Source organism: Qipengyuania gaetbuli (assembly GCF_009827315.1).
In the GTDB taxonomy this organism is placed as follows: Bacteria; Pseudomonadota; Alphaproteobacteria; order Sphingomonadales; family Sphingomonadaceae; genus Qipengyuania; species Qipengyuania gaetbuli.
On the sequence record NZ_WTYF01000004.1, the window covers coordinates 2,073,007 to 2,086,877 of the forward strand.

The 13,871-nt window shown below is 63.1% G+C and carries 12 protein-coding genes; 3 read left to right on the forward strand and 9 right to left on the reverse strand.

Annotated elements, in window-relative coordinates; all coding sequences use genetic code 11:
- Positions 1-133: 133 nt before the first annotated feature.
- Positions 134-676 carry an acyloxyacyl hydrolase gene (locus GRI42_RS12675; RefSeq protein WP_160608830.1) on the forward strand — a complete coding sequence of 181 codons (543 nt, stop codon included), beginning with the start codon at positions 134-136 and terminating at the stop codon, positions 674-676.
- 607 nt (positions 677-1,283) lie between these two features.
- On the opposite strand, the gene GRI42_RS12680 is transcribed toward GRI42_RS12675, so the two are convergent.
- From GRI42_RS12680 to GRI42_RS14100, 7 genes are all read right to left on the reverse strand, one after another.
- Positions 1,284-2,759: a S41 family peptidase gene (locus GRI42_RS12680; RefSeq protein WP_160608831.1), complete on the reverse strand. Its 1,476-nt coding sequence runs from the start codon at positions 2,757-2,759 to the stop codon at positions 1,284-1,286.
- Between the two features lie 186 nt (positions 2,760-2,945).
- Entirely contained in the window at positions 2,946-3,323 is a 378-nt protein-coding gene (gene rplL / locus GRI42_RS12685) for a 50S ribosomal protein L7/L12 (RefSeq protein ID WP_160608832.1), read from the reverse strand.
- Positions 3,324-3,404: 81 nt separating this feature from the next.
- Entirely contained in the window at positions 3,405-3,920 is a 516-nt protein-coding gene (gene rplJ, locus GRI42_RS12690) for a 50S ribosomal protein L10 (protein WP_160608833.1), read from the reverse strand.
- A gap of 322 nt (positions 3,921-4,242) precedes the next feature.
- Complete coding sequence (locus tag GRI42_RS12695; RefSeq protein ID WP_160608834.1) at positions 4,243-5,322, reverse strand: type 1 glutamine amidotransferase domain-containing protein; 1,080 nt, start codon at positions 5,320-5,322, stop codon at positions 4,243-4,245.
- Between the two features lie 91 nt (positions 5,323-5,413).
- Positions 5,414-5,641 (reverse strand): helix-turn-helix domain-containing protein, encoded by a 228-nt coding sequence (locus GRI42_RS12700; RefSeq protein ID WP_160608835.1) that lies wholly within the window; start codon positions 5,639-5,641, stop codon positions 5,414-5,416.
- Positions 5,641-6,180, reverse strand: a complete 540-nt coding sequence (locus tag GRI42_RS12705) for a DUF2975 domain-containing protein (RefSeq protein WP_160608836.1) — start codon at positions 6,178-6,180, stop codon at positions 5,641-5,643. Before GRI42_RS12705 ends, GRI42_RS12700 begins: the two co-directional genes overlap by 1 nt.
- Before the next feature lie 22 nt (positions 6,181-6,202).
- On the reverse strand, positions 6,203-6,331 hold the full coding sequence (locus GRI42_RS14100; protein WP_267904393.1) for a hypothetical protein: 129 nt from the start codon (positions 6,329-6,331) through the stop codon (positions 6,203-6,205).
- A 191-nt stretch (positions 6,332-6,522) separates the two neighbouring features.
- Between GRI42_RS14100 and GRI42_RS12710 the strand changes: the two genes are divergently transcribed.
- Positions 6,523-7,206: a DUF4956 domain-containing protein gene (locus GRI42_RS12710; protein WP_160608837.1), complete on the forward strand. Its 684-nt coding sequence runs from the start codon at positions 6,523-6,525 to the stop codon at positions 7,204-7,206.
- A gap of 10 nt (positions 7,207-7,216) precedes the next feature.
- Here the strand turns inward: GRI42_RS12710 and GRI42_RS12715 are convergent, their stop codons facing one another.
- Together GRI42_RS12715 and GRI42_RS12720 are read right to left on the reverse strand one after the other, a co-directional pair.
- A complete protein-coding gene (locus GRI42_RS12715) occupies positions 7,217-8,242 on the reverse strand; it encodes a hypothetical protein (protein WP_160608838.1) in 1,026 nt (341 codons plus the stop codon).
- Positions 8,239-9,303 (reverse strand): metallophosphoesterase, encoded by a 1,065-nt coding sequence (locus tag GRI42_RS12720; RefSeq protein ID WP_160608839.1) that lies wholly within the window; start codon positions 9,301-9,303, stop codon positions 8,239-8,241. Before GRI42_RS12720 ends, GRI42_RS12715 begins: the two co-directional genes overlap by 4 nt.
- Before the next feature lie 348 nt (positions 9,304-9,651).
- Between GRI42_RS12720 and rpoB the strand changes: the two genes are divergently transcribed.
- Positions 9,652-13,833, forward strand: coding sequence for a DNA-directed RNA polymerase subunit beta (gene rpoB / locus GRI42_RS12725; RefSeq protein WP_160608840.1), 4,182 nt, complete (start codon positions 9,652-9,654; stop codon positions 13,831-13,833).
- Positions 13,834-13,871: the final 38 nt, after the last annotated feature.

Here is a 13,871-nt window from a genome sequence, read left to right on the forward strand (position 1 = left end):
TGCTAGTGGGTCGCGGTCAAGACGAGGTTTCGCGCTCTGGTTAACGGCGAGGAAACGCTTTGGCGCTTCATCGGCGCGAAAGCGTGGGGAGATTAGGAGCGACCTTCCCCCCAATTCCAGCGAGGATCGCGCGATGCGTGCCTGCCGCCTCTGGCTACCCCTGACCCTGACTGCCGTGCTGCTTCCCGCCAGTGCATCCGCGGGCGAAATCTACAGCGGCGCCTATGCCCACGGCGTCGACACGCCCTTTACCTTCGACACAGGCGAAGGCGGCATGGACGTCCAGGCGGGCTACCGATTCGACGAGATCGAGGCGCTCGGCGCACTGGGCGGGCCGCAGCCCTATGTTTTCGCATCTGTGAACACCACAGGCGATACGAACTTCGTTGGGCTCGGCGTCAGCTGGCAGGCGGAAATCGGCGGGATCTACCTGCGTCCCGGCGTCGGCCTGGTGCTTCACGATGCACCCGCGCTGCGCGTCGATCCGGAAACGGGTTATCGCACCGACCTTGGCAGCCGCGTGCTGTTCGAGCCCGAACTGGCCATCGGCACGCGCCTGGACCAGCGATGGTCGATCGAGGCCAGCTGGGTCCACATCAGCAATGCCCGGCTGTTCAATTCCGAGCAGAACCCCGGCATCGACATGATGGGCTTGCGGGTGAATTACCGGATTTGAGAATGGCTGCTTTTGGGTGGGAAGCGGACGCCTTGTGTTGTGGGCTTGGCGGGAGTGATCTAATGCGGCATCGTAATGATCAACTGGCGCTCGCATTGGTCTTGGTTTTGCCTCCTTGTAGGAATCTCCACTGCCTTCGATTTTGCTGACCATGTCCTTCGCCCAGGATCGGAGTTTGCTGCTAGTCCCTTCGCCTGGCTAGCCTTCACCATTGCGTGTGCCGTGACAGTCTGTGTCGCAGCCATTGCTCTTGCGCATTTGCTTCAGAGAGCTTCGGTTCCTTCGCTCTTAGCAGAAACGCGAAGCGTGGCTCTCGCTGTTGCTCTCCATCTTTTGTTTTCTGGGCCATTTTGGGGTGAAGTGTTTTGGAGCCGAGGCCAGCTTCAATTCGACTCCGTGGTAGTCCCTATGGCAATCGCCAGCGTGATCTATCTATGTTTCCGTGCCCTGTTTCGAGGCGCAGAAACCGCGCTTGGGCGCCTTTTGGGGCGTGCCGATAGATAGTCACCCGCAGCGTTTGCAGACGGTCCGATTCTAGCAGGCCTCACGCCATGCAAATCAGTCACAAAGTGGGGTGGACTGCGAACTTCCAAAACAGCCAGCCTTGTCAACGCGACATGAGGATTTGTCTTTTTGCGATCTGCAGCATCCAATCCTCGCTTTGGCCAATGGGAGTGGGAGCGATGAGGAAGTCGGGCACCACCCCCCTTGTCTCTTCTGACCCCGATGGACGCACCATGTAAGCCTTCGGATAGATAATGCTTGCACCTGAATGAGGCAGGTTGAAGCTCTCGACGGCTCCATACGTCGTCGGAACATCGGCCGTTTCTTCGCCCACGATCGTCGCGATACCCAGATCCTGCATGAGTGCAGCAATTACGGCCGCATTGGAATAGCTATGCCGGTTCACCATCACCCACACTCGGCCTCCGAATGCATTGTCGGCAATGGGTTGTGTTTCAGGTAGTTCGATGGACACTACCTCACCGTCTTCCGCATCCGTCAATGCCGCCGCTATACGGCCAGCGAGTGTCTCGTCATCACGAGGTCGATCAGACCACACGGCCTTGGTGTTTGGGCCTGCCCTCACCTCGTAGCGTGATGCAAAGCGATAAGGGTTGTCGATCAGCCGGGCAATGATGAGATCGGAAAAGCTGGCATCGCCGCCGCCGTTGTCGCGAAGGTCCATGATAAGGTCTTGCGCGCCGCTTTCGGCCATTGCCGCAAAGGCTTCGCTGACGAAGGCGCGGAACGGTTCGATCATGTAGACATCGCCATCCTCGCCGCGCTCGGCTTGGGTGGCCGAGAACGGCCCCGGCTGGAGGTAGAAGATGCCATCCCCGAGGTCGCGGTGGATGCGTGCGCTAGCTTTTCGCTCGGGTCGCGGCAATGCGCGGGCATCCTGAAGCGCGTACATCTCACTAAAAGTCACGGGGTTGATACGATGCGAAACAGCTTTGCCATCAGGTGCGATGTAATCGACATCAAGATAAGCGACCGGTCCGAAAAGCAAGTACAGGTAAGCAGGCATCCCCATTTCGACTTGGGTACGCAGCAAGCGGACGGTATCGGCGGATACGATCTTTCTTACCTTGTTCTCGAACTCCTCAACCGGAATGCCCGCAAGCGCCGTGATCCGCGACCCAGGTGGCAATGCATCGCTGGTCCCCGTCCAATTGTCGGTAATCATCGTGTCGCCCCGATAAGCGATCGAGAGTGGGATGATTTTCCCGTCGTTTCCGATATGGCCAAATACATCGGCCAGAGCTGCTTCGGTTTTCGAGTGTCCAATGTTCCCGAATGCCATCGCCTCATGCAGCATGAGATGGAATTCCGACCTTTTGATGGGCCCATCTATGCGCGCCAGCAACTGCTGCAGATGGGCTTCGTATTCAGCCTTGCTGCGCCGGGCAAAAAGATTGACGTGTTCCTGCTGGAGCTTGGTGAAAAGCACCTGCAGATCTTCTCTGGCTTCCTGCGCTGTATAGCAGTTGCTGCAGCCATCGGCAGTCTGTGCAGAGACCGGTGCAATAATCCCGAGAAGGAACAACGGAATAAACGAGCGGATCAAACCATGAAGCATAGTTTACGCCTATCAAGGTCCGCATACTGGTCAACGTGAGGATGGACCACATTCCACGACATGGAGATCTGTGTCTCCTTTCGGGTCGATAGCGGACATTTGCCCGGCACATACGAAAAGGGCGGCGCCATTCGGCACCGCCCTTCGTGTGATCAGCGTAAGCTGTTCGAAGCGTAAGCGAAAAGCTTACTTCAGTTCGACGGTGCCGCCGGCTGCTTCGATCTTGGCCTTCACTTCTTCGGCTTCGGCCTTGTTCACGCCTTCCTTGAGCGCCTTCGGGGCGCCTTCGACGAGAGCCTTGGCTTCGGTCAGGCCCAGGCCGGTGATGGCACGGACTTCCTTGATGACCTGGATCTTCTTGCCACCGTCGCCGGTGAGAATGACGTCGAATTCGTCCTTCTCTTCAGCAGCGGCGCCAGCGTCGCCACCACCAGCAGGTGCGGCAACGGCAACAGCAGCGGCGGCGCTAACGCCCCACTCTTCTTCGAGCGCCTTGGCAAGCTCAGCGGCTTCCATGACGGTCAGCTTCGACAGTTCTTCAACAAGCTTGGCGATATCGGCCATGATGTTTCACTCCAAATAATAGGCCGGGGTGCCGGATAGGCTCTGCCCCGATGAATATGTGTTCTAAGCGAGAACCAGCTCTTACGCGGCTTCCGTGGCGGCATATGCGCCGAAGACACGAGCGAGCTTGCTTGCGGGTGCGTTGACGAGCTGGACAACCTTGGTTGCCGGCGCGTTGACGAGGCCCACGATCTTGCCACGCAGCTCGTCGAGGCTCGGCATCGAGGCGAGTGCCTTGACCCCTGCTTCGTCGAGCACGGTCGCGCCCATCGATCCACCGACGATTTCAAGCTTGTCGGTGGTCTTGGCGAAGTCCACCACGGCCTTGGCCGCAGCGACCGGATCCTCGGAATAACCGAGGGCGGTCGGACCCGACAGGTACTCTTCGAGACCTGCGTAGTCGGTGTCCTTCAGCGCGAGCTTGGCGAGACGGTTCTTCGCAACCTTGTAGGACGCACCGGCTTCACGCATCTTCGTGCGCAGTTCGGTCGACTGGGCGACCGAAAGGCCCAGGTTGCGGGTCACGACGACCACGCCAGCCTGGTTGAAGACTTCGCTGAGCTGGGCGACCGAATCGGCTTTCTGCGAACGATCCATGCCATACTCCTTCACTATGACCCCGCCGGAATGGACCGGCGAAATCGGCTACGTTTGTCCATGCTGCAAACTGCAACACGGGCGAGTCCGTTGAGGGGGAAGGAGTGCGCCAATTGGCGCGAAACAACGGCTTACCCATGATCGGGCGCACCGCCGGAAAATCTCTGTTCCCCGTCTAGGCTGGAAATTAAGGTCGGGCAGATCCCGGCCACCAACTGTCTCGGACGGATGATCGGCAGTGCCTTGCGGCCTTACCGAGCGGGGCGGCCTTTAGCGTTTCCCGGCTGCGAGTCAAGTATTCGCGAGGCCGCCCGCATTGGTCTCACATGGCGGAAAGACGTGCCCTGACGCCTGCAATGGCCTCCGCCAGCTGGGGTTCGGGGAAATGCGGCTGGGCCAGTTCCATGATCCGCAGCGCCGATGCCAGCATCGCCCGGCCTTCGCCCGCCTCGATCGAGCGGTAATAGCCCCAGATCGCCACCAGCGGCACATCGAGGCGCGGGTCCTTTGCCGCGAGCGCTGCCGCAAGCGGTGCCTCGTCGCCAGCGATCGCGCGGGCGACCAGCATGACGCTGCGCTCGTCCGACCACGCTTCGCGGGCCACGGGGGTCTTGCCCATGGCTCGCACCAGCGCATCGCTTGCCGCGCCGACCGAAAACGGGTTCTGGCCGGTGACCACCCTGCCGTCGACCTCGACATGGGGCAGCATCATCGGTGCCTCGCCGAAGCGCGCGCCGACCGAGCGCAGCTCGCTTTCGAGCAGGAAGGGGAAATGCTTGACCCAGCGCTTGCCGAACAGGGCCTCTTCTTCGTCGGTGAAGCCCGCCAGCCTGCGCCCTTCCGCCCACGGGGTTCCGTCGTCGCGGAGCATGCGGGCGAAGACCGCGGGGCCGTGACAGACCGCCGCCACCACGCCGCCGCGGCTTTCGGTCTCGGCGAGCAGCCCCTGCAGCACCTGCGAGAAAGGAAGGTCGAACATCGCGCCCTTGCCGCCGATCACCATGACGGCGCCGTATTGGCCGCCCATCGCCGGATCGAGCCGCAGGGTCTGCCCGAGCTTCGCGCTCGCCTCCACATCGGCGAGGAAGGCGGCATTGTAGGACTTGGCAGGATCGTAGCCGTCGGGTTCGACAGCGCCTCCCGCGGGGCTGGCGATATCGGCGGCAAGGCCGTTCGCTTTCAGGACCAGCCAGGCCTGCGCCAGTTCGTCCATCTCGAAACCGGGCTGGACCTGCCCCTTCTCCGTGCCCGCGCTGCGGCCATGGCTGCTGACGACGAGCAGAACGCGCTGGGGCAGTTCTGCCGGGGAAGCGGCTTCGTCCGGCTGCCGGGCGGCGGCCTGTCCGGGGGCGGCAAGGGAAACGAGGGCGCAGGCAATCGCGGCGGAAAGGCGTAGGGTCATCGGAAAATCCTTTTCGGTAGGGCGCAAGACAGCTGCCGGCGCCGCTGGGGCGCCGGGCCTTGCTGTTTCCTGTGTCGGGTTCGGGGGTGGCTTAGTCCTGCCGGTAGGCGAGCAAGTCGCCAGGCTGGCAGTCGAGTTCGCGGCAGATCGCTTCAAGCGTGGAGAAGCGGATCGCCTTGGCCTTGCCGGTCTTGAGGATCGACAGATTGGCGAGGGTGAGGCCGACGCGTTCCGCCAGTTCGGTGAGCGTCATGCGGCGGTCGTGGAGCAGGTCGTCGAGCTTGACCATGATTGCGGTTCCTTCTGAAGCGGCGCCCATCACACGGTCCCTTCCAGGTCGGCGCGCATTTCGGTTCCCTTGCGGAAGACGCGGGCGAGGATGAATAGGGTGACGACCATGATGACGCCGCTGAGGTCGAATGACATGTCCATTGTGGCGTCGGTCTCTTCCATCAGCTTCGAGATGTAGAGGCCGGCTCCTGCCGCCGGGATGGCGAGCACCTGGATGCCGAGCATCAGCCACGCCATGGAGGTGAGGCGCTGGGCGTTCTCCGGCTTGAACGGATCGCCTTCGCCGACCGTGTCGACGATGCGCCGCATTCGGTCGAGGAATAGGAAGGCCATCACGACGATCGCCATGGCGAGCAGCATGACCAGCACTACGGCGAGCGTGGGGAAGACGAAGTCGGGATTGCCGAGTTCGGCGCGGACTTCGACGGTCGCCTTGTCGCGCAGGAAGACCACCAGCGGGATGCCGACCACGAGGACAGCGGCGGCAAAGCCCATGATGGCCTGGCCGATCAGGATGATGATCCGGCCGATCGCGAGCAGCGGGTCGTTGGGAATGATGCGGGCCATGGCTGGTCCTTTCTCTACCGGGTCAGGCGATCAGCGGCGTGGAAACCACCGCCATCTGGGCGGACGGCACGGTCACGACCGTCTGGACCGAAACGAGGGTGATGACGATGGCGGCAAGCGCCGCGGCAAAGTGGGACTGGAAACGGGACATTTATCGATCTCCTTGCATCTCAATATCGATAATCAATAATCCGATCCGCACTTATTGTCAATCAATAATATCGAAAAACAATATGTGGCTTAGCGAGAGGCGATAAATGGGCCTTGGGCAGGCCCCAAGCGCAGGGTTTGGCAGCCGCCCCGCTTCCCTCTATAAGGGGCGCAGGGGGAGGGCTGGTCTTCATGGTTTTCCGGATGCTGTTCGTCAGGCTGACGGTGTTCTACCTCGTCGTGACCGGCGCGGTGCTGGGGGTGGTGGCGCTCGATCCGTCGCTGTCACATTTCCTGCCCATCGGCGGCGCGCAGACGCTGCTCAGCGCGACCTCCGGCGATCCGCTCGGCGGGGTGCAGATCGGGGCGGAAAAGGTCGCCAACCTCGGCAGTTCGATCCTCTGGCTGTTCGTCGCCGTGGCCGGGGCGATGCTGACGACGATCCCGGTCACCTGGACCTACATGGCCAGCCGCAACCGTGCGGAATACGACCAGGCGCTGGTCGAGACGATGATCGTCCTGCCCATCGCCGTGACCGCGATCGTGGTCATGGTCCACAACTCGCTGGCGCTGGCGTTTTCGCTTGCGGGCATCGTGGGCGGCGTGCGCTTCCGCAACACGCTCAAGAGTTCGGGCGATGCGATCTACATCCTCCTCGCCATCGGCATCGGGCTGGCCGCCGGTATCGGCGCGCTGGAAATCGCGCTCGTGATGACCGTGATGTTCAACTACGCCTTCGCGCTGCTCTGGATGGCGGATTACGGGGCCAAGGACGGCACCCACCGCTACCTGCGTTCGCCCGAGGCCTCTGCCGGCGGCAAGGATGCGGACACCGACCGCCACGACCAGTCGGGCGAAGGCAGCGAGGTGGGCTGAACGCCCGCCCTCAGCGGCACTTCTTCAGCAGCTTCTTGCCGATCGTTTCCTCGTCCTCGATGTCCTCATAGAAGCTCGCGAGGTATTTCGTCATGGCTGCCACGGTCCCCGCATCGGCTTCGGGCGTTGCAGCTAGGCTCGCTTCGAACTGGCTTCGCAAGGCGCGCATCCGTGCCGCTGCCGCAGGAACGAGGTCGTTGAACGAACAGAAACCGCGATAGACGCGAGTGCGCACCGAATAGGTGCCGAGCTCCGGATTGGGTACGGCATAACCTGCATCCACCAGCCCCGAATTGTCGAAATCATAGGGCACGGGCACCAACGCGCTGCGGGCCTCCTTGCTCGCTCCGAACAGGCGCGAGTTGTGGCAGCAATCGGTCTTCGTCGGGCCGAGTACCATCGCCCAGTCGGTATTTCCGATCATGTACTGGAACAGCGCGTAGCGGGCGGCATCCTCGCGGTCGACCTGTGCGAGCGGGGTGTCGCCCACGTCCAGTTCCTTCAGGCCCAGCCGCCGGGCCGCATCGTCCCCGTCCTCGATGAAGAAGGCCAGCCGGCGCGCATATTCGCTCTCGCCGTCGCGGTAGCTGACGCGGACCAGCCGGACCCTGAAGCTTTCCGGCGTCAGGACGTTGTAGAGCCGGTAGGCGGCATATTCGCGCAGCATGGTCTGTTCGGCGCTCTCGCTGTCGCGGCAATGGGTGACGAGCTTGATGCTGCCCTGCCGGTGGAACAGCGAGGACTCGTCCGGCTTGGCATCGAAACGTACCCTCAATGGCGGGAAGCGGCACAGTTCCTTCAGGCGCCGCGAATTGCCGCGGGCGGACAGCTGGATGGCATGGCTCTCGCCAGAGGCCGACAAGGTGGCGGGGTGGGGATCGGTCGATTTCTCGCCCCGCGCGACGATCTCGCGGATAGGTCCGTCGAGCGTGAGCTCGAGGATTTCGTCGGAGGCGAAGAGCGGGGTGGCCTCGCCCTGTGCGATGGCAGGTGGGGCAATGCAGGCAAAGGCGAAGGCGAGGGCGAGACGTTTCATCGGGGCGCTCCTTCGGACAATATCCGGCTGGTCCACGAGCCGTCGGTTTCTCGCTGGTGGGCAGTGATGCGATCGCCTGCGATTTCGAGGTAGGAGGCGGGGCCGCCGTAGTGGCGCGAAATGCCGGTATCGATGCGCAGCAACCTGCCGCCGAGGTCGTCCGCGATGCCGTCTCGCGAGGGCGTATGGGCGACAACCAGCCGCTGTGCGCCATAACGGGCGAGGACCGCTGCCAGCTCTTCTTCGCGCGATAGCCTGGCGGACTGGGGCTCGGTGTCATCGGCCTCGCGGACGACGTTGCCGCGATACCACAAGGGGCCGAGCGGATCATCGAGCACGCTCCTGTCGACCTCGTCCCCGGGGGCGAGCGCGGCCTGGTGGCGGCGGTTGATCGCCGCGACATCCTCTGCCGACCGCTCTGCGCTGATGCCGCCATGCGCGAAGAGGGTCGGCCCCAATTGCACCACGGCAGGCAGGGTCGCGGCCCAGAGGCCCAGCTCGCCCCCGGCGCGCCAGCTGCGCCGGTGCTCGATCATGCCGAGCGGCGTCTCGGCCAGCCAGCGCCGCTTGATCTCGTCGATCGGCAGGTCGGGTTTCTCCGCCCGGTAAAGCTCGGCCAGCCGGTCGCGCTGGGTGGCCCAGACATCCAGCCTCACCGAGCGCGAGCGGCGGTCGCGGAACGCCTCGTATTCGCCGGGATGGACGTAGCGCAGGTCGCCCGTGACGTTCATTGCCTCGTGATTGCCGAGGAGGACGATGACCTGCCCGCCGGCCGCAGGCGCTTCTCCGGCCAGCCGTTGCAGCTGGCGGATAATCCTGAGCGAATCCGGTCCGCGGTCGGTGATGTCGCCCATCTGGACCAGCGTCGTCCCGCCGCCCGACCAGCCGCCCTTCACATCGACGATGCCTGCAGCGCGGGCGATCTCCTCCCATGCCTCGTAATCGCCGTGAAGGTCGCCCACCGCCACGATACGGGCAGGCGGAGCAGGCGCGGCGTCCTGCGCTGCCAGCGCGAATGGCGCGAGCAGCAGGCTTGCCAGCAGGACCAGCAGTCGCAGCATGCGTCCTCCCCCTTGCGAAGCCCTGCCCATAGCATATTTTTGCGACCTGCGAGGCCTGCCTGTCGTTACGTCGCAGGGCGTTTGACAAAGCCCCTGCGCCTTCCTAAATGCCCCTCGACCGCACGCTTCGAGCGAGTCCGATTCATGCGCGGGTTTCGGACACAGGATGGAAGCGGCGTTTCCATATCGCGACGCTTTTTAACGAGCTGCAGCCGCCGCCCCCACGGGCGTGTCATCGCTGCGGCCTTTTTGCGTCTCGCGATACGGTTCTCACGCGCATGAGACATCTGATTGGCAGTCCTGTCCGCGCGGGGCTGCAAGCACACGAAAAGAGGCACGAGCTCCTTTATGGCTACCAAGGCGAAGGCACCCCGCAACACGTCGTCGGGCACCGCTAAGCGGCGCATCCGCAAGATTTTCGGCGACATCCACGAAGTCGTCGACATGCCCAACCTCATCGAGGTGCAGCGTGAAAGCTACGAGCAGTTCCTGCGCTCGAACAAGGAGACGGGCTACGTCTCGGGCCTCGAAAAGACGCTGCGTTCGGTCTTCCCGATCCGCGACTTCGCCGGCACCGCCGAGCTCGACTTCGTGCATTACGAGCTCGAAGCGCCGAAGTACGACATCGTCGAATGCCGCCAGCGCGGCATCACCTACGCCGCCCCGATGAAGGTCACCCTTCGCCTGATCGTGTTCGAGGTGGACCAGGAAACCGAAACCCGCTCGGTCCTCGATATCAAGGAGCAGGACGTCTACATGGGCGACATGCCGCTCATGACGGACAATGGCACCTTCGTCATCAACGGTACCGAGCGCGTCATCGTCTCGCAGATGCACCGTTCGCCGGGTGTGCTGTTCGACCATGACCGCGGCAAGACCCACTCCTCGGGCAAGCTGCTGTTCGCTGCCCGCATCATTCCCTACCGCGGTTCGTGGCTCGACTTCGAGTTCGACGCCAAGGACGTGGTCAACGTGCGTATCGACCGCAAGCGCAAGCTGCCGGTCACCGCGCTGCTCTATGCGCTCGGCCTCGACGCCGAGGACATCCTCGCCCATTTCTACGACACCGTCACCTGGAAGCGTGCCAAGGACGGCTGGGAAATCCCGTTCGTCGCCGAAAACTGGCGCGGTCGTAAGCCGGCCTTCCCGCTGGTGGACGCCAAGACCGGCGAGGAAGTCTTCCCCGCCGGCCAGAAGATCAGCCCGCGTGCTGCCAACAAGGCTGCCAAGGACGGTCTCGAAACCCTGCTGCTGCCGACCGAGGAAATCTTCGGCCGCTATGCCTCGGCCGACATGATCGACGAGAGCACGGGCCGCATCTACATCGAAGCCGGTGACGAAGTTTCGGCCGAGAACCTGGAAGCGCTCGACAATGCGGGCGTCGACAGCCTTGTCCTGCTCGACATCGACCACATCAACACGGGTCCCTGGATCCGCAACACGATGAAGGTCGACAAGGCGGAGAACCGCGACGAAGGCCTCGAGGCCATCTACAAGGTCATGCGCCCGGGCGAACCGCCGACCAAGGAAACCGCCGAAGCGCTGTTCGAGGGCCTGTTCTTCGACGCCGAGCGTTACGACCTGTCGGCCGTCGGCCGCGTCAAGCTCAACATGCGTCTCGACCTCGATGCCGAAGACACCGTCACCACGCTGCGCAAGGAAGACATCCTCGCCGTGGTCAAGGAACTGGTCGACCTCAAGGACGGCAAGGGCGAAGTCGACGACATCGACAACCTCGGCAACCGCCGTGTCCGTTCGGTCGGCGAACTGCTCGAAAACCAGTACCGCGTCGGCCTGCTGCGCATGGAACGCGCGGTGAAGGAACGCATGAGCTCGGTCGACGTGTCGACCGTCATGCCGAACGACCTGATCAATGCGAAGCCGGCCGTTGCCGCCGTGCGCGAGTTCTTCGGCTCCTCGCAGCTGTCGCAGTTCATGGACCAGACCAACCCGCTGTCGGAAGTCACCCACAAGCGCCGCGTTTCGGCACTTGGCCCGGGCGGTCTTACCCGTGAGCGCGCCGGCTTCGAAGTCCGCGACGTCCACCCGACGCACTATGGCCGCATCTGCCCGATCGAAACGCCGGAAGGCCCGAACATCGGTCTGATCAACTCGCTCTCGACCTTCGCGCGCGTCAACAAATACGGCTTCATCGAGACGCCATACCGCGTGGTGAAGGACAACAAGGTCACCGACGAGGTGATCTACCTGTCCGCCATGGAAGAGCAGAAGCACACCGTCGCACAGGCTTCGGCCGAACTCGACGCTAACGGCGGCTTCGTGGAAGAGCTCGTCTCGGCCCGCCAGGCCGGCGACAACCTGATGGCCCCGCGTGAAACCATCACGCTGATGGACGTCAGCCCCAAGCAGCTCGTCTCGGTCGGTGCATCGCTCATTCCGTTCCTGGAAAACGACGACGCCAACCGCGCACTGATGGGCGCCAACATGCAGCGCCAGGCCGTTCCGCTCGTGAAGGCGGAAGCGCCCTGGGTCGGCACCGGCATGGAAGAAACCGTCGCCCGCGATTCCGGCGCGGCCATCACCGCCAAGCGTGGCGGCGTGGTCGACCAGGTCGACGCGACGCGTATCGTGATCCGTGCGATCGGCGATGTCGAACCCGGCCAGTCGGGCGTGGACATCTACACGCTGCAGAAGTTCCAGCGTTCGAACCAGAACACCTGCATCAACCAGCGTCCGCTGGTGAAGGTCGGTGAGACGGTCGAAGCCGGCGACGTGATCGCCGACGGTCCTTCGACCGACCTCGGCGAACTGGCACTGGGCCGCAACAGCCTCGTCGCCTTCATGCCCTGGAACGGCTACAACTACGAGGACTCCATCCTCATCTCCGAGCGTATCGTGAAAGACGACGTCTTCACCTCGATCCACATCGAGGAATTCGAAGTCATGGCGCGCGACACCAAGCTCGGACCGGAAGACATCACCCGCGACATCCCGAACGTCGGCGAGGAAGCGCTGCGCAACCTCGACGAGGCGGGCATCGTCTACATCGGTGCAGAAGTGCACCCGGGCGATATCCTGTGCGGCAAGATCACGCCGAAGGGCGAAAGCCCGATGACGCCGGAAGAAAAGCTCCTGCGCGCCATCTTCGGTGAAAAGGCCAGCGACGTGCGCGACACCTCGCTCCGCTTGCCGCCGGGCGTTGCCGGTACGGTCGTGGAAGTCCGCGTCTTCAACCGTCACGGTATCGAGATCGACGACCGTACCCGCGCGATCCAGAACGAGGAAATCGAGCGCCTGCGCAAGGACGCGCAGGACGAACGCGCGATCCTCAACCGTGCGACCTACAACCGCCTGCGCGACATGCTGCTCGGCCAGACCGCTTCCGCCGCCCCCAAGGGCGTCAAGAAGGGTTCGGAAATCACCGAGGAACTGCTGGAAAGCGTCGACCGCCACGAATGGTTCAAGTTCGCGGTCGCCGACGACAACCGCCAGGCCCAGCTCGAAGCGGTGAAGTCGCAGTACGACGAGAGCGTCAAGTTCATCGACGAGAAGTTCGAAGACCGTAAGGAAAAGCTCGAACGCGGCGACGAACTGGCTCCGGGCGTGCTGAAGATGGTCAAGGTCTTCGTTGCCGTGAAGCGCAAGCTTCAGCCGGGCGACAAGATGGCCGGCCGTCACGGTAACAAGGGTGTCATCTCGCGCATCCTGCCGGTCGAGGACATGCCGTTCCTCGAAGACGGTACGCCGGTCGACATCGTGCTGAACCCGCTGGGCGTGCCTTCGCGCATGAACGTCGGTCAGATCTTCGAAACGCACCTCGGCATGGCGGCCCGCAACCTGGGCATGCAGATCGGCCAGCAGCTCGACGAATGGAAGGCTGCCAACCCGAATGCAGAGGAAGATTACGCCAAGGCCAAGCCGCCGGCAGCCGTGATCGACCGCCTCAAGGAGGTCTACGGCGAACAGTATGTCGAGGCGATCGACAGCCGTTCGACCGAAGAGATCGTCGAACTGGCAAGCAACCTGCGCTACGGCGTTCCGATGGGCACCCCGGTGTTCGACGGCGCCCGCGAAGGCGACGTGACCGTGGAACTGGAAAAGGCCGGCCTCGATGCGGACGGCCAGTCCGTCCTCTACGACGGCCGCACCGGCGAAGCGTTCGACCGCAAGGTGACCGTGGGCATCATCTACATGCTCAAGCTCCACCACCTGGTCGACGACAAGATCCACGCACGTTCGATCGGCCCCTACAGCCTCGTCACCCAGCAGCCGCTGGGCGGTAAGGCCCAGTTCGGCGGCCAGCGCTTCGGGGAAATGGAGGTCTGGGCACTCCAGGCCTACGGTGCAGCCTACACGCTGCAGGAAATCCTCACCGTGAAGTCGGACGACGTGATCGGCCGTACCAAGGTCTACGAAGCCATCGTCAAGGGCGACGATACCTTCGAGGCTGGTATTCCCGAGAGTTTCAACGTGCTCGTCAAGGAAATGCGCAGCCTGGGTCTCAACGTCGAACTCAAGTCGCTTACCGACGACGAAGACGACGACGGCCTCGCGATCGCGGCGGAATAGGGGGGCGTTTCGCTCCCCACCGCTTCCGCCCGAAAGAA